This window comes from Streptomyces sp. LARHCF249 (assembly GCF_052871255.1).
The window spans coordinates 14,010-39,903 of the sequence record NZ_JBIXJQ010000004.1 but is presented as its reverse complement, the minus strand read 5'-3'; the positions used below and the strand labels follow the sequence as shown (position 1 = coordinate 39,903).

The window sequence follows — 25,894 nt, the reverse complement described above, 5'->3', positions numbered from 1 at the left end:
GTCCTCACGTGGCCTTGTCCGCGCGGGCCTCGAGACGGCGCACCACGAGGCTCAGCGGCACGGTCACCAGGAGGTAGCACAGACCCGCGACCAGGATCGGGGTGGAGTTGGCGGTCTCGCTCGCAAGGTCGCGGCCGAATTTCGTCAGTTCCCGCTCCTCCAGTGTCACGCCCAGGAACAGCACCAGCGAGGAGTCCTTGAACAGCAGGACCAGCTCGTTGGTGAGCGGCGGGATGACGATGCGGAACGCCTGCGGAATGATCACCGACACCATGGCGCGGGCGTGTGAGAAGCCCAGCGAGCGGGCCGCCTCCATCTGCCCCTTCGGCACGGCCTGGATGCCGGCCCGGATCGTTTCCGCCATGTAGGCGGCGGCGACCAGGCCGAGGCCGAGCGCGACCTTCCCGTACGTACCGCCGGGGATCTCGGTACCGGGGAAGGCCAGCGGTACGGCCACGCCCACGAAGATGAAGATCAGCAGGGCGGGCAGGCCCCGGAACAGTTCGATGTACACGCTGGCCACCCACCGGTAGGGGGTCACCGAGGACAGCCTCATCATGGCGATGACGAGACCGAGCACCAGGCCGAAGACGAACCCGGACAGCGTGTACACCACCGTGTTGCGCAGGGCGATGGTGATGATCTTCGGGAACAGCCGGAGGGCCAGGTCCGTCTGCGCGAACTGGTTCTGCAGCCGGTCCCAGTCGGCCAGTACGCCGATCGCGGCCACCGCCGCGACGAAGACTGCGTACTGGACGCCCTGCGACACCCGGCGCCGCTGGCGCCGGGTCAGCCGAGAGGTCACGACGTGGCCTGGGGCAGCGGTCCGATCCACTGTTCGTAGATCTTCTTGTAGGTTCCGTCCGCCTTGGCGGTCGTGATCGCCTTGTCGATCGCGGCGAGGAGGGCGGTGTTGCCCTTCTTCACCGAGAAGCCGTACTGCTCGCCCGTCTCGATGTTCTGCCCGAGGGCGAACTCCGCGGCGTTCGCCTTGTCCTTGAGCCAGCCCTGTACGACGGGGTAGTCGATGACGACCGCGTCGACCTGACCCGTGCGCAGCCCGTTGAGCACCGCGTCCGAGCTCTCGAAGGCGACGGGGTTGAAACCCTGGGCCTTGGCGTAGCTCTCGCCGGTGGTCTCGGCCTGCGCGCCCAGCTTCTTCTCCTTCGCCTTGACGTCGGCGAGCGAGGTGATGCCGCTCTTCTTCGTCGCGAGCAGGGCCTGGGTCGCGTCGAAGTAGGGGACGGAGAAGTCGACGTTCTTCTTGCGCTCGTCGGTGATCGTCATACCGGCCGCGGCGAGGTCGCACTGGCCCGAGTTGAGGAAGGCACCGGTCTTGAAGTTCTCGAACGGGGTGTCGAGGATCTTCTGTTCGACTTCGAGGTTCTTCGCGACCAGGTCGATCAGGGCCACGTCGAAGCCGACGACCTTGCCGCTCTGTTCGAACTGGAAGGGCGGGTACGGCAGATGGGTGCAGGTGGTCAGCTTGCCCTTCTCGACGACGGGCACGCCTCCGGCGGCCTCCGAGGGACCGCTGTCGCCGGAGGAGCAGCCCGCCACGAGGAACATCCCCGCGGCGGCGGCAGCGGCGGCCGCCGAACGGATGCGGTGGCTGGTGCGGTGCGTGCGGTGTCCTTGGGCCGTCCGGAACACGGTTGACCTCCACGGGTGCGGGTCGGGCGGCGGTCGCGGGACGAGACCGCCGGTCGCGATCGTAAGCCCCCCGCGGGGCGCCGCGAGGGATCATTCGTGATGCGTCGCGGCCGCTGCGGCCCCGTTCCGCCCGGACCCCAGCGCGGCGCCGCCGCCGCTCGAGTCCTCCCGACCCGGCAGGTCCGTTTCCGGTTCAACCTCTTTACTCAGCCGTCACGGCCGAGTAACTTCCCAGCGGTGTAAGGGGTTTCAGCAAGCTTCCGACCGAGCCTCCATCGCGGGTCGGCTCGCCAGACCGCCGGCCGCCGCGATCGCCGCCTGCACCGCCCTGGCCCTGGCGTCCGGCGCACCCGCCGCAGCCCCGCCCGCGGACCGGCCCGCCAGCTGGAGATGTACGCCTACGAACAGCAGTCGGGACCGGCCGGCCAGCCCACGTCGGCCAACGCGTTCCTCCAGGGCAACAGCTACCACGCGCCCGACCGCGGCACGTTCTCCGGCATGAACGTCATCGACATGCGCATGCACATGGACTTCGGCGACCACCTCGCCGGTGACGTGCGGGCTTCGCAGTTCTCCAGGGCCGACTCCGCCTCCGGCGAGGTCGCCACGACGCTGGAGAAGCCGCTGGTCCGACACGTGCAGCGGCTGAACCAGATCCGCAGGGCGATCCCCGCCCTGCAGATGGGCCAGTACTCGACCGAGGGCATCTCCGGCGGGATGGCGTTCAAGCGCCGCTACCCCAGCGGGACCACGGACAGCTTCGCCCTGGTCGCCGTCACCCACGGCGCCACCTTCACGGGCGTCCCCGACGGCACGTACACCGACGCCGTCACGGGTGACACGCTGGTCGTCACCGGAGGAACGCTCACCGTGGCCGCCCCGGCCGGGGCAACCTCCGGGTCCACGTCCTGAACGGCCCGGGCCGGATCGGCGCGGCGGGCCCGTACCTCAAGTAGCGGTGCGGGAGCGGAATTCCGCACACGACGCGTCCTGGACGGTGCGGCCCTCGTCGAGGAGCAGCAGGCGACTCGCGGCGTCCGCCATGGCACGGGCCATGCGCTCGTAGAAGCGCCAGAGGAACGGGTCGCGCGGGCTGGGTGCGCCGAAGTAACCCTGCGGCGTCACCCGGCGCGCGTGTTCGCCCCCCTTGCGCCATTCGGCCAGGTCCGCCGGCCCCAGACCGGTCGGCTGAAGCCGGGTCATGGCGTCGTAGTCGACGAGTTCGGGGAACCAGCGCATCATCAGCGCGCTCTCGGTCTCTTCGGCATGGACGCCGAGCTCACCGGTCAGTTCCAGGCCCTCGAACAGCGGCTGCATGGCGAAGGTGGCCAGTGCGGGTGTCTTCGCCGCGTCGCCCAGGCGGTCGGCGATGAAGTCCGGCTCGATGAGGACGACCCCGGTGCTGCCCTGCTCGTGCCGACGCGTCACCACGTCGAGCAGCATCCGGTTGTGGGCGATGTCGCCCTGATGGTTGATCACGAAGACATGCCGGAACCCGTCGGTCTCGAGGGATTCCAAGATGTCGAAGTGCAATGCGGCCGCGGTCTCGGGGCGGGTGCGGAACGTCCCGGCGAAGGCGCCGGACACCTGGTTGATGCCCCAGAACACGGGCGGCGCGATCAGCGTCGGTACCTGGCGCCGATCGAGCTCCTCCTTCACCATCCGGCACAGCCGATAGGCGCCGTAGGCGTCGGTGCCCAGCGGCAGATGGGGGCCGTGCTGCTCGATGACGCCCGTGGGCAGCAGGACGCATGCCCCTGCCGCTGCGGCCGCCTCCACCTGCGGGTACGTGAGGTCGGCCATCGTCCCCGCGAAGACCGAGTATCCGCTCTCCATGTGATTCCCCCTGCTCGATGTCCTGAACGGCCTGGTCGCCCTCCATGATCATCTTGGTCGGCGGGACGTGCCGCTCACGAGCGGCACCCGCGCCGGAATGTACGCCCGCGACTTGTAGGGAGGTTACAAATACCCGCTCCCCCTTCTCCCTTCCGGCAAGGACGAGGGGCGGCGCGGTGAGCGCGGGCCAGCCGGCGACGCATGCCGCGTCGCAGTTGCTCGCGCCCGCCTGGTCCTTGGTGAAGCCGTACAGCGTCCGGGCGCCGAAGGCCGGGACCTCAGGGGAGGATCACCCCCATGAACGAGAACCCGATGAAGACGCCCAAGACGAAGCTGCGCGTTCTCACGACCGCGGCCTGCGTGCTCGCGGTGGGCGCCGGCACCGTCATCCCGGCGAACGCCGACGACGGGCACGGCGAGCACGGCGGGCACGTCTCCCCGCCCGCTGCGGCCGGGACGGCCGCCGCGCTCACGACGCCCGCGTCCGGCCGCGCCGTCACCCTCGTCGCGCGGCTCGACGGCGATCAGGAGGTACCGGTCACCGGCGGTCCCGCCGTCGACGACCCGGACGGCGAGGCGGTCGCGCTGGTGCAGGTCGAGGGCGACCGCGTGACCTTCTCGCTGACCTGGAAGGGGCTCGTGCCGAGCCTCGGGCACATCCACGAGGGCGCCGCGGGGCGCAACGGCGCGGTGAAGGTTCCGCTCTTCGGCAGCGCCATGCCCTCCACGGTGCACTCCGCAGCGGGCCAGGTGTCCGTCACCGACGCGGCGCTCGCGCAGCGCCTGCAGACCAACCCGGCCGGCTTCTACGTCAACCTGCGCAGTGCCGAATTCCCCGGTGGAGCGGTACGCGGCCGGCTCGGACCCCTCGACCGCCCGGTCAACCCGCTCTCGGTCCTCAAGGGCGGCGAGCTCCGCGCGCTGTCCAACGGCGCCCAGGAGGTACCGAAGACCGACGCCTCCAAAGTGGGCGACCCCGACGGCCACGCCGTGACCTTCCTGCAGCCCTCGGGGACGGACGTCGACTACTCGCTGGCGTGGGTCGGCATCAAGAGCCCGGCGCTGGGGCACATCCACCGCGGCCCGTTCGGCAAGAACGGCAACGTGGTCTTCAACCTGCTCGACAAGCCGGTGCCCGACGGGATCTTCGCCGTGTCCGGCCGACTGGCGGGGCAGAACGCCGAGGACGTCCGCCGGGTCCGGGAGAACCCCCGGGACTACTACTCCAACATCCACACCGCGGAGTTCCCCGACGGAGCGGTACGCGGCCAACTGTTCCGCTGACCCCGCGCGACGACACCGCGACCGCCGCCCGCCCCCGGCCGGAGCACGGCCGGGGGCGGGCGGCAGCGGAGTCGTCAGTAGGCGGAGGCCACGCCGTCCCGGAACGCGTCCAGGTTCGCCGCGGAATGCCCCGTCCAGGGGTGGTCCGGCCCCAGGACACGAGTCCGCTTCTCCAGGACCGCCTCCATCTGCTCGATCGCCTCGGGGAATGCCCCGGCGCCCGCGAGGGTCAGCGCGAGGAGTGACCGGGAGGCCAGGGTGATCGGGTAGTCCGGCCCGTAACGCCGCTCGGCCGCCGTGAAGGCCCGTCGGGCGAGGGGAAGCGCCTCGGTGGGCCGGCCGGCGTAGAACAGGGCGTTCGCGTAGTTGAGCTCCGCGCCCATGGTGATCGTATGGTCCGGCCCCATGGTGTCGGCGCACTGCTGGACCAGGGCGGGCGCTCCCTCGAGCTCCCGGGCGAGCTCCGCACCGCGGACGATCTCGAGCAGGATGTAGCGCGCCCTCAGCGTCTGCGGGTGTACCGGTCCCAGGAGCGCGGTCCGGCCCTCGGCGGCCCGCCGCATCAGGGCCGCGCCTTCGGCCTGCCGACCGTTCACCCACGCGGCGATCGACAGCGTCGCGCAGCTCTCGAGCGTGTCCGGGGCGGTCGGGCCGAACAGGCGCTCGCAGTCGGCGAGGGTCCGGCGGGCAAGGGTTTCGGCTTCGTCGAAGCGGCCAAGCCTGCGCAGGGTCCGCGACACGCGCTGGCGCAGCCGCACGACCAGCGGGTCATCGTCGCCCAGCCGTGCCGTCGCGAGGTCCACGGCCGTGGCGCCGACCGCCAGCGCGGAGGCGTAGTCGCCCGACCGGTGGAGGTTGACGGCGAGCCGCAGCGCGCACTCCGCCGCCGACTCCACGAGCGGCGGGTCCGCGTCCTCCCGCTGCGACACCCGGCGCAGCAGCGCCAGCACATGGGGGGCCAGCGGCCGGAACGGAGCTGCCTCGATGCCGCGTTCGGGGATCTCGGGAAGCACCGCCAGCAACAACTCGGCGGCCTTGGCCGCGAGTTCCCCGATCTGCTCGGCAGGGGTGCCGCGGGCCACGCTGTCGAGGAGGACCCCGTGGGTCCGCAGGCCGCGGGGCGGGCCCGGTACGAGTTCGGTGAGGGAGTGGTCCAGCAGGCCGCGCAGCGCCGGCTCGACCCGCCCGGCCGGGAGGTCCGCGCCCAGGTCGAGGCCGGCCAGCAGGGAGAGCGGGAGCGGGTCGCCCGCCCAGCATGCCAGCAGGCGCAGCAGGGTCTGGGCCTCGGGCAGGCCCTGGCCGGCCACCGCGTCGAGGGACAGTTCCCAGGTGCTGCTGACCAGGTGGCGCGAGTCGCCGGCGATGCCCACGGCTCCCTGGTCTATCAGGTCGATGTCCAGGCGCTGCCCGTACTCGGTCAGCGTCCAGGGACTGATCACCTGGTGCGCCAGGAAGGTGCCGGCGAGGGTGAGTGCGAGGGGAAGCCGGCCCAGCCGGTCGGCGATCTCCTCCGCCTCCTCGGCAGTCCCGGCGTCGGGAGCGAGGTCGCGGAGCACCTGGGCGGCGTCCGTGCGCGGCAGTACGCCCACGTGGAGCAATTGGGCTCCGGGCCACCAGCGGCTGGCGGCCTGACGGCTCGTGACCAGTACGGTGCCGCGCGGGCTGCTGCGCAGCCAGCCGCCGTCGCGGAGTACGGAGGGGTCGTCGGCGTTGTCGATGACCAGCAGCCAGGGCCGGTCGGACCGGTCCAGGTGGTCCCAGACCAGGTCCGCCGCGGCGCGCAGCCCGCTGCGCGCGGCCATCAACTCGCCCTCGGCGGCGCCGCGGTCGGCGGCTACGGCGAGCATGCCGGAGCGGAGCGAGGTGGTGTCGGAGGCATTCACCCACAGGCCGACGCGGCCCGCGTCGGCGGTCGCGTGCTCGAAGAGCGCGCAGGCGACGGCGGTCTTGCCGCAGCCGCCGAGTCCGTGGAGGACGTGGACCCGGCCGCCCGCGCCCGGTGCGACGGAGGCCCGCAGCGTGTCCATCAGCTCGACGCGGTCGCGCAGTACGAGCGGAGTGCGGCCCAGCGCGGGACTGCGCACCGTGTCCGGGCCGGACCACGACGGGCCGTGGTGGTGGTGCTCGACGATGTGCTGGTCGCCGGAGGCCTGGTAGACGCGGCCCTGGCCGCTGGCCCGGCCTTCGGTGCGGCCGTTCACTGCGGACCCAGGTGCATGTCCCGGCCGGCCTGGTAGACGCGGCTCTGGCCCGACGCGGTGGCGTGCTGGGTGATCGCGGGCGCGGCGGGCGACTGGTCCTGCGGCGGGAGCAGCAGGGCGCGCAGCTCGTCGGCCGCCTCCGGGTGCGCGCTCAGCAGCCGCCGGATCCGGCCCTGCCATTCCGCCGCCAGCTCGGCCGGGGTCTCCTTGTCCCCCTCGTGCTGCGCGCCGACGAGGTCGTCCCGCGTCGCGTCGAGTTCGGCCTCCACCGCGTCGGCCCGCTCGGGAAGCACCCGCCTCCACAGCGCGACCAGCCCCACGGTCGCGGTCTGCCAGGCCTCCGTGGCAAGCGCGGTGACCAGCGCCGTGCCCGCGCTCGCCGCCAGCGCGGTGATCTCCGGTTCCATCAAACCCCCATCTCCACACCGTAATTGTCCCAGCATCACATAACGATGGCGATCGGTTCGAGGGAGAGAGCCGAGTGGGATGTGGGTCCCGGTCGCGGGCGGGAAGCAGGACCCGGGCCCTCGGTCCGGCGGGCGATGTGCCGGGCCCGCACCGCTTCCTAGCCTCGGGGCATCCACATGATCGATGCCGATGCACCCGGCAGGGTGCACAAGGAGGGTTTCCCATGACCGATCGTTCCCGTCGGCCGTCGTCCGTTCGTGTCCCCACGTCCACCGGACTGCGGCGCGGCACCGCGGTGGTGGCGGTGCTGGCGGCCGCGTTGGCCGTGGGCGGCACGCTCCCCGCGGCCGCGGCGCAGGCCCCCGGTTCCGGTGATGCGGTGCGGCAGGGCCTGGAGCGTCTGGTGCGCGACGACGGCTACCCCGCCGCCCTGGCGGCCACCGTCGGCCGTGACGGGCGCACCCGCAACTACACCGCGGGTGTCGCCGACGTGCGGACCGGGGCGAAGGTGCCCGTCGACGGACAGGTCCGGGTGGGGAGCAACACCAAGGCGTTCACCGCAACGGTCGTACTCCAGCTGGTCGGTGAGGGCCGGGTCGCCCTCGACACCCCCATCGAGGAGTACCTCCGGGGCCTGGTCCGGGGCGAGGGCATCGACGGCAGCCGCATCACGGTGCGCCAGCTGCTCCAGCACACCAGCGGACTGCCCGACTACACGGACTACATGGTCGACGACTACCGCGGCGAAGCCTCGCGCCACACCTACTACCAGCCCCGCGCCCTGCTCGACACGGCGCTGGCCCACAAGGCCCTCTTCGATCCGGGGACCGGCTGGTCGTACAGCAACACCAACTACGTCCTGGCCGGCCTGCTCATCGAGAAGGTCACCGGCCGGCCGCTGGCCGAGCAGATCACCCACCGCGTCATCGACCGCATCGGACTGCGCCACACCTACTTCCCCGGCGTGGGCGACGAGGGCATCCGCGAAGCCCACCCCCGGGGCTACCAGGTGGCGCAGCCGGGGGGTCCCCTGGAGGACGTGACGCGTATCGACCCCTCCTGGGGATGGGCCGCCGGGCAGCTGGTCTCCACCCCGAGCGACGTGAACCGGTTCTTCTCCGCCCTGGTCGGCGGCAAGCTCCTGGGGCCCGCGGAGCTCGCCGAGATGCGCACCACCGTCGCGGTCCCCGCGGAGGACGGCGTGGAGACCGGCGTGCGGTTCGGGCTGGGAGTGACCAGTACGCCGCTGAGCTGCGGCGGCCTGGCGTGGGGCCACGGCGGCAACATCCCCGGTTACGCCACGCGCAACGCGGTCACCGACGACGGCCGGGCCGCCGCGGTGGCCGTGACCGTCGACGGGGCGCTCACGACCGAGCACCGCGACAACGCCCAGGCCCTCGTCGACACCGCCTTGTGCAGGTGACGGCCACCGCGTGCGCCCGCCCGCGGCGCAGGAACGTTCGGGCAGAGGTGCGCCCGCTGGTGCGCGGGGCGCGTACGCCCCCGTGACCCGGATGGGGCATCGCGGAGCGGACTGCGGCGGGGGCAGGATCGGGGCGGCAATCTTGATCAAGAGGCCGGGCGCGGTGCGCCCCTGCCGCCGGCGCCCTGGCCAGGCCCGGCGGCCCCGTTCAGTCTGCCCACGAAGGAAGAGGGAGTCTCGCAGTGGCATTGACGACGGCATCGGTCGCGGCGGAGCTGGAGGCCGCGAGCAAGGTCGGGGATCCGGCCGCCGACCAGCTCGTGTCCGACCTGATCGACAACAAGGAAGTGGACGGGGTCAACGCCCTGTTCCGGACGATCAACAAGCTGGGACCGGGCCAGGACCTGTCGCAGTTGCCCGAGCGGCTGGCGCAGTTCATGCGCGAGGCCGCGGCGCCCCCGCCGGACTGGAGCGAGGCGGACGTCAAGGCGGCCGAGGGGTTCTTCGCCCACCACCACGGCGAGGCCTCCATGCTCCAGGGCACCGTCGGCCTGATCGGCACCTACCTGTCACCGACGGGCGCGTTCACCCTCCGTTCCACCGGGCGCCTGGGCGGGGTGGAGGGACCGGGCCGGCGCCTGTCGCAGTCCTCGCGGCTGTTCATCGACATGGGCGACAAGAACGCCCTGCGGGACGGCAGCCTGACCGCGACCGTCACCAAGGTGCGGCTCGTCCACGCGTCGGTGCGCCAGCTCCACAAGAAGAGCGGGGTGTGGGACTACGCGAAGTGGGGCGAGCCGGTCTCGCAGAAGTACACGACCGGCGCCGCCTGTGTCTTCAGCACGCAGATCCTCCAGGCGATGAGGAACCTCGGCCTGGAGGTCTCCCGCGACGACGCGCACGGCTTCATGTGCGCCTGGCACTACGTCAACCACTATCTCGGCACCCCCGAGAAGTGGCTGCTGCCCAAGAACGCCGATGAGGTCGAGGCGCTCTGGAACCAGGAGCGGGACAAGGAGTGGATGAAGACCGACGACGGCGTCTTCATGACCAAGCAGGCCATCGACTTCTACAAGAAGTTCCTGCCGCCCGGCGTCCACGACGCGTACGTCGCGATGGTCCGCACCGCGCTCACCGACAAGTACGCCGACATGGCCGGGATCAAGCGCAGCGTCCTGGACGCCGCGGGCAAGCCCCTGGCCGCCGGCCACGGGGTGCTCAGCGGCGCCGCCGGCGGACTCCTGGGCGGCACCGCGAAGAAGGCCGTCGGAGTCAACCCGTACAAGGAGGTCCTCGGCATCGCCTCGAAGGCGTTCAACGAGGTCGAGCGCCACGCCCTGACCCACGACGAGGACGACCAGCCCCAGATGCACCAGGAGCTGGGCGACAACCGCTGACCCACCGCCGCCCGACAGCACACCCCGGCCGTCGCGCCGGGGTGTCCGTCTGCCCGGCCGCCACCGGATTCTTCGGCCCGGCCTCAGGCGGCCGTCAGGAGGGCGCGCAGGGTGGTGCGGTCGGTCTTGCCGTTGGCGTTGAGCGGGAGGGCGTCGAGCACGGTGACGGTGGCGGGGACCATGTAGCCGGGCAGGCGGGCGCGCAGGGCTTCGGTGAGGGCGGCGGCGTGGTCGGGCCCGGGGCCGGAGCAGGCGGCGGCGAGCTCCGTGCCGCCGCCCGCGTTCGGGACGGCGATGACGGCCGCCTCGGTGACACCGGCCTGTTCGCGCAGGGCCGCCTCGACCTCGCCGAGTTCCACCCGGTAGCCGTTGACCTGGACCTGCTGGTCGAGCCGGCCCTGGTGGAGGTAGCCGCCGTCGGACAGGGCGGCGACCCGGTCTCCGGTGCGGTACCAGTGGTCGTCGCCGAGCGGGGTCGCCGGGTCCCAGGGGGTGCCGTCGGGGGCGAGGAAGCGGCCGGTGTTGTCGGCGGGGTCCAGGTATCCGGGGAAGCGCTGGGGGCCGCGCAAGCACAGTTCGCCGTCCCGTACGAGCGCCTCCAGGCCCGGGTAGGGCCGGCCGATGGGGACGGTGCCGTTGGAGGTGCGCGGCCATCCGCCGGGCTCCCCGGCCAGCTGGTGGGAGGTGCAGGTGACGGTCAGTTCGGTCGGGCCGTACGCGTTCTCCACGGTGCTGTGCGGGGCGGCCAGCCGCCAGGCCTCCGCCTGCTGCAGGGTCAGCGGTTCGCCGCAGAACACGCTGCGGCGCAGGGCCGGGAGGCTGTCGGGCCGGAGCTGGCGCAGCCGCCGGGCGAGCGAGACGAGGGAGGGGACCGAATTCCAGTGGGTGAGCTCGCGCCGGGCGGCGAACCGGACCGGGGTCAGCAGCTCGGTGCGGTCGGGGACGACGAGGGTCGCGCCGGAGCCCCAGGCGCAGAACATGTCGAAGACGGAGGGGTCGAAGGTGAGGTCGAAGGTCTGGGAGAGCCGCGCGCCGGGTCCCGCGTCGTGTGCGGGGACGACGTGCCGCAGGAACGCGTCGGCATTGCGCTGGAGGACCGGTACGCCCTTGGGCACGCCGGTGGAGCCCGAAGTGAACAGGATGTAGGCGAGGTCGCCGGGTGCGCCCGGGACCGGGGGCGGTGCGGAGCCCGCGGCCAGGGCGTCGAGACCGGTGTCGGTCAGCCGCAGCACGGGCGCGGGCAGGGTGAGATCGGGCGCGGCGTGTTCGTCGGCGAGTACGGCGTCCAGGGCGGCGGCGCGGGCCACGGTGATGTGGCGGGCGTGCGGGAAGGCCGGGCCGAGCGGCACGACGGCGGCGCCCAGCCGCTGGACGGCGAGGTACCCGGCGTACGCGACGAGGGTGCGCCCGGCGAGCAGGCCCACCCGGCGGGGCGCGCGGCCGCCGAGGTGGTCGAGGAGGGCTGCGGCGATCCGGCCGGCGAGGTCCTCGAGTTCGGCGTACGCGACGACGCGTCCGGCGGCCTCGAGGGCCGGCCGCTGGGCATGGGCCGCGGCGGAGGCGGCGAACCAGTCGTGGAGGGTGCGGTGTCCGGCGGGTGCGGTCATGGTGTCTCTCCTCGGAATTCGAGACGGGCGAGGACGTGCTCGGCGGAGTCGGCGAGGGCCGCGAGGACGACCTCGGTGGCGCCGCCGCCGATCCCGAACAGCGCCGCCTGCGCCCTGGTCTGCTGGAGGGAGCCGTCGGCGAATCCGGCGGCCCCCCACCACTGCGCGCAGTCGCCGAGGACCTGGCCGACGGTGGCCGCGGCCGCGGCCTTGAGGGCGGCGGCCGCGGTCGCGTCGTGGCGGCGGGCCACGGGCTGCGCCAACTGCTCGCACAGGGCGTGCAGTTCCTGGGTGCGGACCAGGCAGGCGGCGAAGCGCTGCCGGATCCCCTCGTTGTCCCACAGGGTGGCCTCGCCGTGGGCGCGGCCGGCCAGGTGGCGGCGGGTGTCCGCCAGGACGCGCCGGCAGAGGGCGACTGCCCACAGGGCGCCGGCGAGCCGCTCCCCGGCGATGTGCCGGGCGAAGGAGGGCAGGCCCATGCCCACGCGGTCCACGAGGTGACCGGCGGTCAGGCGTACGCCGTCGAAGCGGACGTGACCGGTGCCGGAGCCCGCGTAGAGGGCGGAATCGGCGGGCCGGACGTGGACGCCGGGGGCATCGGACGGCACGAGCACCCAGGTGAAGGAGGTGAAGTGGCGGCCGGGCCGCAGGCGGGCCAGTACCAGGAACCAGGCGGCGGTGGTGGCGTTGGCGATCCACTGCTTCTCGCCGGTGACCTCGACGGTGTCCCCGTCGAGGTGGACGGCCGTGCGCAGGCCGGTGAGGTCGGTGCCCGCGGTGACGTCGGTGGCGGCGAGGGCGGTGGTGACGCGCCCGGCGAGGGCGTCCGCCAGCGCCCGGCGGGCCGTGGTGGTGGTGCCGGTGGCCAGGACCGGCAGGGTGGTGGCGAGCGGGACGCTCACCGAGAGGGTGGCGGGGATGCCGAAGCGGGCGTCGGTGGCGGCCAGCAGCCGGGCGAGGGCGGCGGGGTTCAGCCCGCGGCGCGGGTCGCCGTCCCGGTAGCAGGCGGCGAGGCGGCCTCCGGCGCCCAGGGCCGACCAGACCTCGGCGCCGGAGGCGCCGGGGTGCAGGGTCTCCCATGCGCTGTCCGGCGTGCCGTGCGAGGTGTCGTCCGGCGTGAGGATGCGGAGGTCAGACAAGGCGCACCCCCGTGTCGCGCAGCGCGAGGCGGCCGTCGGCGAGGTGGAGCCGGTCGTTGCTGTAGTTGAGGGCGGCGGACCGCAGGTCGCGCAGGGCCTGTTCGAGGCGGGTCGGCGAGTCCTTGAGGTAGCCGTGGCGCAGTCCGACGGCGGTCACCAGGTCGTCGACGGCCTCGTGGCACTGCTCGGCCGCGGTGATCTTGAGGCCGTTGAGCAGCAACTGGCCGCTGGGGGTGTGCAGTTCGGCGCCTTCCTCGACCATGGCGAGCGTGTGGCGGAGCAGGGCGTGGACGGTGTCCAGCCGCTGCCGGGCCCGGGACAGCCGGGTGAGCAGCAGTTCGGAGCCGATGTCGAAGCGGCCGCGGCCGTCCGGGCCGCGCAGCAGCCGCAGGACGCGGGACAGGGCGCCGGCGGCCGTGCCGAGCCAGGCCGCGGACCAGCCGAGGTGCGCGTACGGGGCGAAGATCTCGCCGGCGATGCGGGAGAAGTCGCCGTGCTCGCCGACGACCTGGTGGCCGGGGACGCTGCCGGTGAGGCGGAGCGGCACGCTGTGGCTGGCCCGCATGCCGAGCGGCTGCCAGTCCCCGTCGCCGGTGATGCGGAGCTGGTCGCGGTCGGCGTAGACGAGGGAGACCTGGTGGCCGGAGGTGGCGCCGGGGCTGCGCATGGTGACGAGGAAGCCGTCGGCGTGGGCGCCGCCGGTGACCACGGGCGCGAACCGGTCGATCTCCAGGCGGCCCTGCTGCTCGGCCAGGGCCGCCTCTGCGGTGAGCAGACGGCCGCCCTTGCCCGCCTCGGTGGTCACGGAGGCGAGGTAGACCTCGCCGGCCGCGAGCCGGGGCAGCAGGGCGGAGCGCAGCGGCTCGTGGGCGTGGCGCACCACGGCCTCGGCCTGCTGGCAGTGCATGGCGAAGATCATGGCCACGGACAGGTCGGCGCGGCCCAGCCGCTCGGTCACTTCGACGACGTCGCGCAGCGTGCCGCCCGTGCCGCCGTGTTCGGCGGGGACCGGCAGGCCCAGCAGGCGGGTGCGGCGCAGGGCCGCGAGTGCCTCGACGGGGAAGGTCGCGTCCCGGTCGGTGCGGGCCGCGTGCTCGGCGGCGACGGAGGCGACCTCCTCGGCGGCCTCGAGTGCGGCCTCACGTGCGGTACGGAGGTCGGTGGTCACGGCCGTGGTCATGCGGCCACCTGGCCCGGGGAGCTCTGGCCCGGAGAGATCTGGGCGGCGACGGCCTGCCAGAGGCTGCCGGCGGTCGCGAAGGTCTCGTCGTTGAGGTCGGCGTCGGGAAGGGAGATCCCGAAGGTGTCCTCGAGGGTGAACAGCAGCTCGATCGCGGCCATGGAGTCGATGCCGAGGGCGCGCAGGTCGGTGTCGGGGGTGATCTCCACGCCGGTGGCGCCGTCGACGGAGACGGAGACGGAGGGGCGGAGGATCTCGATGAATCGGGGGTCCATGGGAGGGGTCCTTTCCTCGGGTGCAGTCAGTACGGGTACGGGAACGGGCGGCCCGCCGTGCGCGCGTCAGGCGGCCGGGGCCGCGGCCAGGGGCCGGGAGGCGATCTGGCAGAGGTCCTCGACGCGGCGCAGGTTCTCCGGGATCAGCTCGTCGGCGTCGAGTTCGACGTCGAGGTCCCGCTCCACCCGTTCGATCAGCTCCACGAGCCGGAAGGAGCTGAACGTCGGGAAGGCGGCGAACTCGGCTCCGTCGAGGAGCCGTTGGCGCGGCGCGTCGAGCACGGCGGCGGCGATGTCGGCGACGGCGTCGCGCAGCGCGGGATCCGCCGGGGCCTGCGGTGCGGGCGTGGCGAACGCGGCGGCGTCGGCGTCGAGCGCCGCCGCGAGCCGGTCCAGTACGCCGGGCGGTTCGGTGCGGCCGCGGGCCACCCTGCGGTGGGCGAGGTAGGACTGTTCCACGACCAGGTCCCAGCGCCGCGTGTGCTCGGGGTCCACGGGCAGGGACAGCCGGGCGCGCCACCGGGCGTGCAGGGCGCGGGCGCGGGCCAGCAGCCAGGTCTCGGAGGCGAGTTGCTCCAGGGCGGCCGCCCGGTCGGGGTGGTCCGCGTAGGCGGCGAGGTAGGGGGCGGGGTCGCCGCCGTCGTACGCGGGCCGCGGGCCGGTGGCGTCGAGGGGACGCGGCGCCCACTCGATGACCTCGGCCCGCTCGATGCCGGCGACGGCGTCGGCGCCGTACTGCCAGTGCCCCGGGACCGCGGGGCCCCAGGGTGTGTCGGTGCGGTAGCCGTCGGCGACGTGGAAGCCGTCGGGTCCCGCTGCGAGGAGGAAGCTGTGGTCCATGTGGCGGCGGCCGTGGTAGGGCAGCCAGGGCATCGCATGGGCGTCGGCGACGACGTAGTGGGTGGTGCCGCGGGCCCGTACGGCCGCCGCCAGGTCTGCTCCGGTGAGCCGCGTACGGCTGCGGACCTTCAGGCCGAGCAGCTGTTCGGCCTCGGCGATCCGCTGGTCGAGCGACGGGTCGACGGTGGGCAGTCCGTGCGGTCCGGGGCGGTCGTGCCAGCGCAGGGCGGCCCCGAGCCTCAGGTGGGTGTCCGGCCCGTGGTGGTGGTCGGCGAGCACGGCCAGGTTGACCTGGATGCAGTCGAGCAGTTCGGTGTGCACGGAGCCGAGCGCGTGGCGTTCGGGCAGCGGCTCCGGCGCCGGGTGGTCGTTCATCTGGTACTCCTTCCGGGTGGTTCGGTACGTCAGATCCAGGCGGGCAGCTCGGGCAGCGGACCGGGGGTGTTCAGCCCCTCCCCCTTCGAGCGGCCGGTGAGCCAGGCGAGCAGGGCGCCGCGCGGGCCGGTGACGACGGGCCCGCCGGAGCCGAAGGCGGCCACCGGGTCTCCCGCGTCGTCGCGGAGGGTGCAGGGCGGGGTGCCGGCTGCCTCGGCGAGGAAGCCGGACACGTCGTCGAGGAGGACGTCGACGGCCGGCCGGGGGATGTCGCCGAAGCCGTAGCCGAGGTCGAGGTCGGTGTGGTGGACCTCGAGTTCGCGCAGCCGGATCACCAGGATGCGCTCGGGTGTGCACAGTTCGCCGGTGAAGGGGCGCACGACCGTCTGCCAGGCGGGGTCGGGCAGCTCCCGGACGGTGTCCAGGAAGCGGGCCGCGGAGCCGCGTACCCGGTCGACGAGGGCGGCCGCGGGCTGCCGGGAGCCGTCCTCGATCTCGGTGTCGCGGGCGTGCCGGTCGGTGTACTGGGGTGTCTCGGTGCCGGTACGGGCCCAGTGCAGCAGCCGCTCCAGGGCGTCGACCTGGGCGCTGAGGTGGCTGAGTACGTGGGCGCGGCTCCAGCCGTCGAGACGGGAGGGGGCGGCCGCGTCGGCGTCGGTGAGCCGGTCGAGGCCGCGCAGCAGCCGGTCGCCCGCGCCGGCGATGAGGGCGAAGGTCTCCGGGGTGGGCGGCAGGGACTTCATGACGGCCTCCTGGTGCGGCGGGGCCCGGGCCCCTTGGTCAGACGGGTGAAGGCTTCCTCGACGCGGGCGAGCTGGTCCGCGATGTGCGGGAGGGCGGTGGGGTCCTCGGCCCGCAGGGCACGCAGCTGCTCCTCCTCGCCGCCGTAGAGCAGGCTGGTCGCGGCCTTGAAGCGGAGGGCCGCGGGGTCGTCGCCGAGCAGGTGTCCGGCGAGGACGGCGACGCCCCCGTGGTCGAGGAGGTGGGCGGCGAGCGAGGCGGAGTCGGTGACGCCGTTCCCGGCCAGCTCGGCGCGCAGCGGCTCGAAGTCGGGGTAGACGTAGAAGCCGGCGGTCGGCGGCCGGCAGTGCGCCCCCGCGGCGACTGCTCGGGCGTGCACCGCGCGTGCCACGGCGCCGTGCAGGCGGGCCGCGGCGGCCGTCCGGGCCCGGACGGGCTCCGGTTCGGCGAACGCGTAGGCGGCGACCTGCTGGAGCGGGCCGGCGAGGGTGGACCAGATCTCGCTGGCCGCGGCGACGACCCCGTCGCGGACCGCGCGGCCGCGCGGGCCCGCGGGGAAGCGGGCGGCGCCGATCCGCCAGCCGCCGATGCCCAGCGATTTGGACAGGCCGGTGGTGACGACGGTGCGCGCGGGCGCGGCCTCGGCGGGGCTGAGGAAGGGCGTGGCCGGGTCGTGCACGACGTCGCGGTAGATCTCGTCCGAGACGATCAGGAGGTCCTCGGCCTCGGCGACGGCGGCGAGTTCGCGGACCAGGTCCGGTGGGGCGAGGGTGCCGGTGGGGTTGTCGGGCAGGGTCAGGACCAGCAGGCGCGGCGTGCGCCCGGCGGCCCGGGCACGGCTGATCGCCCCGCGCAGCGCTCGGGGATCGGGCACTCCCCCGCACGCGTCGGGGACGGGCACGGGGATGGGCTCCTTGCCCGCGTAGCGGGCCTGCGGGGCGTAGGTGTTCCAGGCGGGCCGGGGCAGCAGTACGTCCCCGTCCACCGCCAGGTTCAGGGCCATCAGCAGCGGTTTGCTGCCCGGGGCGAGGACGACGTCGGCCGGGTCGGTGGGCAGGCCCCGCCGCCCGAAGTAGCCCGCGACGGCGCTTCGGGCGTCCTCGGCGCCCGCGACCGGGCCGTAGGAGGCGCGGTGGGCGCCCGCGGCGAGCTGCTCTGCCAGTTCGGGGAGGACGGGCAGCCGGGCCTCCCCGAAGGTGAGGTTGACCAGGGGCTCGCCGGCGGCGCGGCGCTGTTCCACGAGGTGGTTGAGGGTCAGGTTCGGGGACGGGTCCGTCATGCCGCTTCCCCCCGGGTCGTGCCGGATTCCGTACGAGGTGCCGTGCCGCGCAGCGCGGCCACGATGTCGGCGGGGGTGTCGGGGTGCGGCTGGAGGTCGTCGAGCCATGCGGCCGTGGTGGAGTAGCGGGCCCGGAAGGGGCGCCCGACCAGGGCCGGGTCGCGGGCCTGGACCATGCGCAGCTGGAACCAGCGGCCCTCGCCGGTCTCCTCCACGCCGTCGACGCAGACCTTGCCCGGCGTGGCGGACATGACCGGGCCGCGGACCGTGCGGGCGAGGCCGGGCAGGGTGCGGTAGGCGGCGCGGAAGATGCCGACGGCCTTGGCGAGGGGCACCTTGAAATACGCGTGGGGGCCGGTGTCGCGTTCCACGAAGAGGTAGTAGGGGACGGCTCCGGCGGCGAGTTCGGACCGCCACAGCTCGCTCCACACCCCGGCGTCGTCGTTGACGTGCGCGATCAGCGGTGCCTGGCAGTAGACGACGGCGCCGGTGGCCCGGATCCGGGCCAGTGCCCGGCGCGCCAGGTCGTTGTCGAGTTCGCGGGGGTGGCTGAAGTGCGCCATCACCGCGAGCTGCCGTCCGGAGGCCACGACCTGTTCGAAGAGCCGCAGCAGGTCGTCCGCGTCGTGGTCGGTGGTGAACCGCTGCGGCCAGTAGGCGGGCGACTTGGTGCCGATGCGCAGGGTGCGCACGGAGTCCACCTCGAGCAGCGGCTCGAGGTGGGAGCGCAGCCGCTCGGTGGACATGATGAGCGGATCGCCGCCGGTCACCAGGACGTCGTGGACCTCGGGGTGCTCGCCCAGGTAGCCGATCAGACCGGAGGGGTCGGGGGCCGCGAAGCGCAGGTCGGCGTCACCGATGAACTGGGCCCAGCGGAAGCAGTAGGTGCAGTAGGCGTGGCAGGTCTGGCCCTGGCCGGGGAAGTACAGCACGGTCTCGCGGTACTTGTGCTGGAGTCCCGGTACCGGCCGGCCCTGGTGGTGGGGGACGTTGAGTTCGCGCTGGCCGGAGGGGTGGGGGTTGAGCCCGGCCCGGATCCGGGCGACGGCCGCGCGCAGTTCCGGCTTGCGGGCGGCGTCGCCGAGCAGGCCGCCGATCTCCTTCTCGTCGGCGGCGGTGAGCATGCCCCGCTGGGGGAAGGTGAGCTGGAACATCGGGTCGTCGGGGACCCGGTCCCAGTCGACGAGCTGGTCCAGGACGTGGGAGTTGACCCGGAACGGCAGGACCTGGGAGACGCGGCGGACGGTCTCGCGGACGTCGTCGGGCAGGCCGTAGCGGGCGGCGATCTCGTCGAGGTGGCGCGGCCCGTACGCGGTGAAGCGGTCGGTGGCGAGGGCTCCGGGCACGGTCACCGGGCTGCCCCCTGGCCGGTCTCCTTCGTGTAGAGGGAGTCGTCGAGGACGAGGAAGTCCAGCTGCATCGCCCGGAAGGCGCCCAGCGCGTGGACGGCCGTGTCGACGATCGGCTCACCCTTGTCGTTGAAGGAGGTGTTCAACAGGACCGGCGGGACGCCCTGGCGCTCGAGGGCGTCGAGGACGGCGCCGACGAGCGGGGCGTCGTCGCCGCGCAGCACCTGCGGGCGGGTGGTGCCGTCGACGTGCACGACGCCGGGGGCGACCCGGCGGCCCAGCTCGGTGGCCTTGGCCGCGCCGAGCATGTAGCGGCTGAGGTGCTCCTGCTGATCCCACAGCCGGGCGCTGTATCCGGGGCGGGTGACGCCGGCGAAGGGGCGCCACTGCTCGCGGTTCTTGACCGTGTTGACCCGGGTGTTGACCTCGGCGGTGTTCGGGAAGGCGATGATGGAGCGGTGGCACAGGGCGCGGGGCCCGACCTCGGCGCGGCCCTGGGCGACGGCTCCGACCCGGCCCTCCAGCAGCAGCCGGGTCACCGCGTCGACGTCGAGGTCGGTGCGGTGCAGGCCGCTGGTGTCCAGGCCGGCCGCGCTGCCGATGTCACTGCCCAGGTACGGGCTGAGGGCGCGGGTGTGCTGCTTGGGCGGGCTGACGGCCCAAGCGGCGCCGAGGGCGACACCGGCGTCGTGCGGCACGGGCGGGACGTACAGGGGGCCGGGCAGGGTCCCGTTGGTGGAGCAGTTGAGGGCGACGCCGCCGGCCAGGCAGAGCTCGTCCACGCCGGCGATCTTCCGGGTGAGGGAGCTGAGGTGGGTGACGGTCTCCTCGATGATGCGCTGCGCGGTCCAGGCGACGGTCACGGCCTTGGGGTCGTCGGGGAGGTTCTCCTCGTCCGCCTGCGGGCGGTCGGCTCCGACGATGCGGGTGTAGCGGTCGCGCCAGGCGGCGACCTGCGCCTCGTACTGCCGCTTGATGTCCTCGGCGGTGGCCCGGCCGGGCGCCTCGGTCAGGGGGGCGATGGCGAGCCGGAAGTCCTCGTCGCGGATGTCGACGAGCTGTTCGGCCGGCATCCCGGCGGCCCGGCCGTAGGCGGCGAGGCCCATGGTCTTGCCGGCGTTGAGGAAGGAGAAGCCGAGCCAGGTGGAGGCGGCGTCGTAGGCGTAGCCGAGGGAGGCGGTGCGGCCCCAGGAGCGCTCCTGGCGGGGCTCCTTGCCGTCCTCGAAGGTCCAGATGCTGGAGGACTCGTTCTCGCCGTGGCCGTCGATGACCAGGACGCCGGCCTTGCGGAACGGTGAGGCGTAGAAGGCGGAGGCGGCGTGCGCGGCGTGGTGGGGGACGCGGACGACCTCGGGGAGGTCGCTGCCGAAGTCGAGCCCGACGGCGTACGCGAGGAAGTCGGCGTCGCTGGTGAAGCGGCCGGGGTAGAGCTGGTCGACGTCCCAGCCGAGGGCGACGACGTCGATGTCGGCGGGGCTGATGCCGGCCCGGTCGAGGCAGAGGCGGGCGGCGCTGACGGGCTTGCGGTACAGCGAGTGGCGGTGGCGGTTGATGCGCTCCTCCTCGCTGAAGGCGATGATCTCGCCTTCGCCGTTGACGAGGCAGGCGGCGGTGTCGTGCCAGCCGGTGGGAGGAGCGTTGACGCCGAGGGTCCACATGGTGATCGCCCTTTCATCGGAAATGCGTACGGTCGTGGTGTCGTGCGGTCGAGCGTTCTGCTGTGCGGGGTGTGGCGGGGTGTCAGCCGGCGGCCGTGACCAGCGGGGTGACGTCGGCGCGTACGGCCCGGGCCGCGCGCGTCGACGCGGTGGCGCACTGCTCGGGGGTGTCCCCGGTGACCAGCAGGGCGGCCAGCCGCGGCACGATGCCGCGCGGCGGCAGCAGGAGTTCGGTGCCGGGGGCGGCCAGGGCGACGGCGCGTTCGACGCCGGGCACGGCCTCGGCGGCGCTGAGGTCGAGGGAGCGGACCTGCCCGTCGTGGGGCGGGTAGACGAAGGTGACCTCGGAGCAGCGGTCCCGGGTCGGGGTGAGGTCCGGGGTGCGGCCGAGGGCGATGTCGCAGGCGGCGGCGACCAGGTCGACTCCGGTGGCGAGGGCGCCGAGCAGCGGGATGAAGTCCCCTCCGAGGCGGCCGTTGACCTCGACGACGCGCGGTCCGGTGGGGGTGAGCCGCAGCTCGGTGTGGGTGAGTCCGGTGCGGATGCCGAGCGCCGCGTGGGCCTCGGTGACCACGGTCTCGACGGCGTCGGCCCAGGTTTCGTGCCGCCAGGGCGCCACGAGGTGGCCGACCTCCTCGAAGTAGGGGGCGAAGCCGAGGCGCTTGCGGGCGACGTTGGCCACCACGGCCCGACCGCCGCGGACGGCGCAGTCCACGCTGATCTCGGGGCCGGTCAGGTACTCCTCGACGATCACTCCGTCGAGTCCGGTGATGCCGGGGAAGGCCGATCCGGCGGCCTGGTCGAAGGCGGCGGCGAGTGCGCGGGGGTCGGCGGCGAGGGTGACCCCGATGGAGCCGGCCAGCGCGCGGGGCTTGACGACGACGGGGTAGCCGAGGGCCTCGGCGGCGTCCAGGGCCTCGGCCGGTGTGCGGACGTGGCGGAACCCGGCTGACGGGACGCCCGCGGCGCCCAGGACGCGGCGGGTGGTGAGCTTGTCCCGGCAGCGGTCCACGGCGTCGGGGGCCATGTGCGGCAGGCCGAGCCGGGCGGCGGCCTCGGCGGTGGTGCGCAGCAGCGTCTCGTCCCAGGTGAGGACTCCGGCGGGGCCGGGGTGGCCGGCGAGCAGCGAGGCGACGGCGGCGGCGGTCGCCGCCGGGTCCGAGGTGTCGGCGGTGCGGTGGCGGTCCTGGACGTACGGGAGCTGCCAGTCGGCGGGGGCGGGCTGGACGAGGGCGGTCTCGGCGCGGGCGGCCACCGCGTCCAGGGAGTACGTCCGGTAGGCCGGGGTGCCGCACCCCACGACGACGATGCGGGCGGGGGCCTCGGGATCGAGTGCGGTGGTCTCGAGCCGGGCGGTGCGGGCGGTGCGCCGTACGGCGGCCTCGACCTCGGCGGTGCTGTGGCCGCGGAACCGGAAGCGGGCTCCGGCGTGCTCGTACCCGCCGCCGGTGACGAGGGCGCCGACGGCCGGGAGGGCTTCGGCGTAGGGGCCTTCGCCTTGGTGCGAGCTGACGGCGCGGACCCGGCTGGGGGTGGCTTCGGACGGGGGCACCAGCAGCCAGCCGGCGACCTGCGAGGGGTCGTCGACGGCGCGGCCCGAGGTGTCGGGCAGGCCCGTCTGGTGGGAGAAGGCGGCGGCCATCAGGTCGGTGCCGTGCACCTCGCGCCATACGAAGGGGACTTCGGCGCCGCCGGGGCGGGCGGCCATCTCCAGGACGGAGAGCTCGCCGAGGTCGTCGCGGAAGAGTTCGAGGTGGAAGACGGAGGGCCCGGTGAACAGGGCCCGGGCGGCGGCCAGGGTGAGCGCGCCGACGGCTTCCAGGGTCGCCTCGTGGTCGATCTCGACGGAGCCGAGCGCGCTGCCGGAGGTGAACTCCAGGCAGGTGTTCAGGTAGCGGGAGGCCCGCCAGGCACCGAGGCAGGACCCGGTGTAGACGCCGTCGACGTGCAACACCTGGTGCGGCTGCCAGGGCTGCACGATCATCTCGGTGTGCGGGCCCGTGCCGGCCGGCAGCCGGTAGGCGGCGAGCTGTCCGGCGTCGTCGAGGCGGGTGATGGCGGCGCTGGCGGTGCCTCGGCGGGGCTTGACGAGTACGGGCCAGCCGTGGTCGGCGGCGAACTCCTCGATGGCCGCACGGTCCGGGGCGGGCGCGGTGGCGGGGGCGGGCAGCCCGGCGGCGTGCAGCCGGCGGGCCATGACCAGCTTGTCGCGCAGCGGTTCCAGGTCGGCGGGGTGTGTGCCGGGCAGGCCGTGGGCGGCGCGGAGGTCGGCGGCGAGGTCCAGGTCGGTCTCCTGGAGGGCGACGATCCGGGTGGGCGGGCCGCTGCGGGCCGCCAGCTCGGCGACCCGGGCGCGGACCGCCGGCGCGTTCTCGGTGCTGTCGACCAGGGCCACCCCGGCGGCCAGGTCGGTGGGGAGCGAGCCGGCGGCGCGCTCGGTGGTGACGTAGCTGACGCGGTGGGCGGTGTGGTCGATGTAGGCGGCGTAGTCGGCGTAGCGGTCGGTCCACCGGTGGATGATGATCACGTGTTCGGGCATGGCGGAGCCTCCAGAGGGTGGGTTGCGGCGGGAAGGCGGCGGTGTGTGCTCGGCGTTCGTGTGCTCGGTGCTGCTCAGTCGAGGGCGACGGTCAGGGGCCGCAGCACGCGCGAGGAGGCGGCGAAGAGCAGCCAGCCCGCCGCGAAGGCGGCGCAGACCACGACGAGTGCGGTGCGCAGGCCCAGCTGTTCGGCGAGGGCGCCGCCCGCCCAGGCGCCCAGCGGGAAGGTTCCGAAGGCCAGGGTGCGGTAGGCGGCGGTGACCCGTCCGAGGCGGTCGGGCGGGGTGACGGTCTGCCGCAGGGTGACGAAGTAGACGTTGAAGACGGTGAATCCGATGCTGAACACCGCGAACGCGCCGGTGATCAGGGCCAGCGAGCCCGGGTCGTTGCCGTCCGGCAGGAGGATGGCGGCGGGGGCGGCGCAGCCGAGGGCCATGGAGCCGACCAGGACGCGTGCGACGCCCAGGGCCCGCCCGGCGCGGCGGGCGATGACGGTGCCGAGCACGGCGCCGAGGCTGCCGAGGCCGATGCAGGTGCCCAGGGCCCCGGCGCCGAGGCCGAGTTCCCGTACGGCGTAGACCAGGAAGACGGTGAGCAGGGCCTGTTCGCACAGGTTGAACCAGGCGCCCTTGAAGGTGAGCAGGCGCAGTGCCGGCTCCTTGAGGATGAAGGCGAACCCGGCGCCGAGCTGGCGCCGCAGTCCGCCGTCCTCGTCGGGGCGGGGCCGGGCCGGGGCGTCCTCACGGGTGCGGATCAGCAGCAGGGACACCGCGGAGACCAGGTACGAGGCCACGTCGATGAGCAGGGCGAGGGGGGCTCCGGCGAAGCGGATGAGGAGCCCGCCGAGGCCGGGGCCGCCGACCTGGGCGACCGCGTAGCTGCCCTGGAGCTTGCTGTTGGCGGCGACCAGGTCCCGGCGGTCGACCAGGCTCGGCAGGTAGGACAGGTAGGCGACGTCGAAGAGGGCGGTGCAGCAGCCCATGGCGAGCGCGACCGCGTAGAGCAGGCCGAGGCTGAGGCCGTCGGCCCACCAGGCGAGCGGTACGGCGGCCAGGGCGACGGCGCGGACCAGGTCGGCGCCGACGAGCAGGGGCCGGCGCCTGCGGCGGTCCACCCAGCGGCCCGCGAACACGGTGAGCAGCAGGACGGGCAGGAACTGCACGGCGGTGAGGGTGCCGATCTGGGCGGGCGAGGCGTCGAACACGGTGAGGGCGACGAACGGCAGCGCGAGCTGGGTGACGTAGGTGCCGCACTGGGACACGGTCTGGCCGGTCCACAGCTTGAGGAAGTCGGCGTTGCGCCACAGGCTCGGGCGCGGAGCGGCGGGGGCGGGTGCGGTGGGCGCGGTCATGCCGTCTTCCCTTCGGCGAGCAGCCGTGCGTGCAGGTCCCACAGGAGGGCGGCCGCCTGGTCACGGCCGAGGTCCCGGACGGTGAGCCGTACGGACAGCACCCCGCCGAGGTCGTCGGCGCGGGCGTAGCAGCGCGGTCCGATGGTGGTGAACGGGGTCTCCCAGCGCAGGCTGGGGCTTTGGTCGCCCGGGTCGGGCACGGTGCGGGCGCCCGCGGCGGAAGCACCCTCGGGGAGGGCTACGAAGTTGTAGGCGCAGGTGGGTTCGGGGGCGGCGGCCCGGTCACGGAGGCGGGCCACGGCGGTGACGTCGTGCATGCCGTGCCGGAAGGCGGTGAGGCTGCTCCAGTGGGCGGCGCGGGCGAGGCCGACGAGGTTGGTGGCGGGCGGCAGCGGGAGCAGCGCCGGCGCCCACTGGTTCATGGAGGTCACCAGGCCCTTCCAGCGGGGGGTGAACCGGTTGGCGCTCATCAACTGAACGGTCAGGGCCTGCGGTTCGGCCTGGCCGTCGGCGCACAGCCTTGCCACGGAGCGGGCGTACGCGGCGAGGACCACGCAGGCGACGGAGACACCGGCTCGGTCGGCGAGGGCGCGGGCGGCGGACAGGGCGGGGGCCGAGCGGAGGGTGGCCTGCACGGCGGTGCCGCGGTCGGCGGGCCGGTGCGGGAGGGCGGTGCGCGGCGTGTCGGCGTGCAGCCGCTCCCAGTGCCGCAAGGCCGCGGCCTGCCGGCTGAGCCCGGCTTCGGAGAACTGCTCGGCGGCGAGCTCGGCCGGGCCCGGCGCCGGCGCCTCGGCCGCGGGGGCGGGGACGGCACCGGCGAGGGCCTGTGACAGCTGGGCGCGGAGCAGCTCCTGCGCCCAGGCGTCGGCAACGATGTGGTGCTTGACGAAGACCAGCGCGCGGGCGGTGTCCCCGTGGGTCAGCAGGCGGGCCCGCCAGGCGTGTTCGGAGCCGAGGTCGAAGGGGCGGGCGGCGAGTTCGGCGGCGACGGCGTCGGCGTGGCCCGGGTCGCCCGGGTCGGCCTCGGCCCGGTCGAGCACGGCGGTGGCGGTCTCGTCGGCCGGCAGCTGGCGCGGCGCGTCGGGGTCGGTCAGGTCGTAGCGGGTGCGCAGCGAGGGGTGCCGGCGGGCCAGCGTGCCGAGGGCGCTGCGCACCTCGCGTACGCCGGTGTCCGCGGGGAGGGTCCACACGGCGGCGTTGTTGGGCTCGTGGCGTCTGGCCGGGGGCAGATCCCGGATGTCGTGCCAGACCGACAGCTGGCCCAGCGAAAGCGGAATGGCCTGAAACATTTGGGGACCGACCTCCAATTCCGGTGCTGTTCGAAAGGTTTTCCAGTGTTTCTCGAGCGGCTTTCTAGT

Annotated in this window: 20 protein-coding genes and 1 pseudogene; 4 read left to right on the top strand and 17 right to left on the bottom strand. The window is 74.0% G+C overall.

Annotated elements, in window-relative coordinates; all coding sequences use genetic code 11:
• Positions 1 to 4 precede the first annotated feature (4 nt).
• Together ACIPUC_RS11950 and ACIPUC_RS11945 are read right to left on the bottom strand one after the other, a co-directional pair.
• Positions 5 to 835: an amino acid ABC transporter permease gene (locus ACIPUC_RS11950; protein ID WP_446589003.1), complete on the bottom strand. Its 831-nt coding sequence runs from the start codon at positions 833 to 835 to the stop codon at positions 5 to 7.
• Positions 802 to 1,569, bottom strand: coding sequence for an ABC transporter substrate-binding protein (locus ACIPUC_RS11945; RefSeq protein ID WP_446589694.1), 768 nt, complete (start codon positions 1,567 to 1,569; stop codon positions 802 to 804). The genes ACIPUC_RS11950 and ACIPUC_RS11945 overlap by 34 nt, the downstream gene beginning before the upstream one ends.
• A 468-nt stretch (positions 1,570 to 2,037) precedes the next feature.
• Here ACIPUC_RS11945 and ACIPUC_RS11940 point away from each other — a divergent pair.
• A pseudogene (locus ACIPUC_RS11940) lies at positions 2,038 to 2,609 on the top strand (hypothetical protein); the annotation flags it as partial.
• On the opposite strand, the gene ACIPUC_RS11935 reads toward ACIPUC_RS11940, so the two are convergent.
• A complete protein-coding gene (locus ACIPUC_RS11935) occupies positions 2,602 to 3,489 on the bottom strand; it encodes a creatininase family protein (protein ID WP_446589002.1) in 888 nt (295 codons plus the stop codon). The pseudogene ACIPUC_RS11940 and the gene ACIPUC_RS11935 overlap by 8 nt on opposite strands.
• Positions 3,490 to 3,786: 297 nt before the next feature.
• Here ACIPUC_RS11935 and ACIPUC_RS11930 point away from each other — a divergent pair, with 297 nt between their 5' ends.
• Positions 3,787 to 4,773: a CHRD domain-containing protein gene (locus ACIPUC_RS11930; RefSeq protein ID WP_446589001.1), complete on the top strand. Its 987-nt coding sequence runs from the start codon at positions 3,787 to 3,789 to the stop codon at positions 4,771 to 4,773.
• A 74-nt stretch (positions 4,774 to 4,847) separates the two neighbouring features.
• Here the strand turns inward: ACIPUC_RS11930 and ACIPUC_RS11925 are convergent, their stop codons facing one another.
• On the bottom strand, positions 4,848 to 6,974 hold the full coding sequence (locus ACIPUC_RS11925) for a tetratricopeptide repeat protein (protein WP_446589000.1): 2,127 nt from the start codon (positions 6,972 to 6,974) through the stop codon (positions 4,848 to 4,850).
• A complete protein-coding gene (locus ACIPUC_RS11920) occupies positions 6,971 to 7,381 on the bottom strand; it encodes a hypothetical protein (protein ID WP_446588999.1) in 411 nt (136 codons plus the stop codon). Before ACIPUC_RS11920 ends, ACIPUC_RS11925 begins: the two co-directional genes overlap by 4 nt.
• A 224-nt stretch (positions 7,382 to 7,605) precedes the next feature.
• Between ACIPUC_RS11920 and ACIPUC_RS11915 the strand changes: the two genes are divergently transcribed.
• Together ACIPUC_RS11915 and ACIPUC_RS11910 are read left to right on the top strand one after the other, a co-directional pair.
• Positions 7,606 to 8,805, top strand: a complete 1,200-nt coding sequence (locus ACIPUC_RS11915) for a serine hydrolase domain-containing protein (RefSeq protein WP_446588998.1) — start codon at positions 7,606 to 7,608, stop codon at positions 8,803 to 8,805.
• A gap of 242 nt (positions 8,806 to 9,047) precedes the next feature.
• Positions 9,048 to 10,202, top strand: a complete 1,155-nt coding sequence (locus tag ACIPUC_RS11910) for an oxygenase MpaB family protein (RefSeq protein ID WP_446588997.1) — start codon at positions 9,048 to 9,050, stop codon at positions 10,200 to 10,202.
• An 83-nt stretch (positions 10,203 to 10,285) separates the two neighbouring features.
• On the opposite strand, the gene ACIPUC_RS11905 is transcribed toward ACIPUC_RS11910, so the two are convergent.
• The 12 genes from ACIPUC_RS11905 to ACIPUC_RS11850 form a co-directional block, all read right to left on the bottom strand.
• The gene (locus ACIPUC_RS11905; protein ID WP_446588996.1) at positions 10,286 to 11,809 is read right to left on the bottom strand and encodes an AMP-binding protein; all 1,524 of its coding nucleotides are present in this window, start codon (positions 11,807 to 11,809) and stop codon (positions 10,286 to 10,288) included.
• Positions 11,806 to 12,948 (bottom strand): acyl-CoA dehydrogenase family protein, encoded by a 1,143-nt coding sequence (locus ACIPUC_RS11900; protein WP_446588995.1) that lies wholly within the window; start codon positions 12,946 to 12,948, stop codon positions 11,806 to 11,808. The genes ACIPUC_RS11905 and ACIPUC_RS11900 overlap by 4 nt, the downstream gene beginning before the upstream one ends.
• Positions 12,941 to 14,128 (bottom strand): acyl-CoA dehydrogenase family protein, encoded by a 1,188-nt coding sequence (locus tag ACIPUC_RS11895; protein WP_446588993.1) that lies wholly within the window; start codon positions 14,126 to 14,128, stop codon positions 12,941 to 12,943. Before ACIPUC_RS11895 ends, ACIPUC_RS11900 begins: the two co-directional genes overlap by 8 nt.
• Positions 14,125 to 14,403 (bottom strand): acyl carrier protein, encoded by a 279-nt coding sequence (locus ACIPUC_RS11890; protein WP_446588991.1) that lies wholly within the window; start codon positions 14,401 to 14,403, stop codon positions 14,125 to 14,127. Before ACIPUC_RS11890 ends, ACIPUC_RS11895 begins: the two co-directional genes overlap by 4 nt.
• Positions 14,404 to 14,469: 66 nt before the next feature.
• Positions 14,470 to 15,618, bottom strand: a complete 1,149-nt coding sequence (locus tag ACIPUC_RS11885) for a hypothetical protein (protein ID WP_446588989.1) — start codon at positions 15,616 to 15,618, stop codon at positions 14,470 to 14,472.
• Positions 15,619 to 15,647: 29 nt separating this feature from the next.
• Complete coding sequence (locus ACIPUC_RS11880) at positions 15,648 to 16,361, bottom strand: maleylpyruvate isomerase family mycothiol-dependent enzyme (RefSeq protein WP_446588987.1); 714 nt, start codon at positions 16,359 to 16,361, stop codon at positions 15,648 to 15,650.
• Positions 16,358 to 17,638, bottom strand: a complete 1,281-nt coding sequence (locus tag ACIPUC_RS11875) for a pyridoxal phosphate-dependent aminotransferase (RefSeq protein WP_446588986.1) — start codon at positions 17,636 to 17,638, stop codon at positions 16,358 to 16,360. The genes ACIPUC_RS11880 and ACIPUC_RS11875 overlap by 4 nt, the downstream gene beginning before the upstream one ends.
• The gene (locus ACIPUC_RS11870; protein WP_446588985.1) at positions 17,635 to 18,990 is read right to left on the bottom strand and encodes a KamA family radical SAM protein; all 1,356 of its coding nucleotides are present in this window, start codon (positions 18,988 to 18,990) and stop codon (positions 17,635 to 17,637) included. Before ACIPUC_RS11870 ends, ACIPUC_RS11875 begins: the two co-directional genes overlap by 4 nt.
• Positions 18,987 to 20,645 (bottom strand): carbamoyltransferase C-terminal domain-containing protein, encoded by a 1,659-nt coding sequence (locus ACIPUC_RS11865; RefSeq protein ID WP_446588983.1) that lies wholly within the window; start codon positions 20,643 to 20,645, stop codon positions 18,987 to 18,989. The genes ACIPUC_RS11870 and ACIPUC_RS11865 overlap by 4 nt, the downstream gene beginning before the upstream one ends.
• Positions 20,646 to 20,727: 82 nt before the next feature.
• On the bottom strand, positions 20,728 to 23,184 hold the full coding sequence (locus tag ACIPUC_RS11860; protein WP_446588981.1) for an ATP-grasp domain-containing protein: 2,457 nt from the start codon (positions 23,182 to 23,184) through the stop codon (positions 20,728 to 20,730).
• 74 nt (positions 23,185 to 23,258) lie between these two features.
• Entirely contained in the window at positions 23,259 to 24,536 is a 1,278-nt protein-coding gene (locus tag ACIPUC_RS11855) for an MFS transporter (protein ID WP_446588979.1), read from the bottom strand.
• Complete coding sequence (locus ACIPUC_RS11850; RefSeq protein WP_446588977.1) at positions 24,533 to 25,825, bottom strand: condensation domain-containing protein; 1,293 nt, start codon at positions 25,823 to 25,825, stop codon at positions 24,533 to 24,535. Before ACIPUC_RS11850 ends, ACIPUC_RS11855 begins: the two co-directional genes overlap by 4 nt.
• Positions 25,826 to 25,894: the final 69 nt, after the last annotated feature.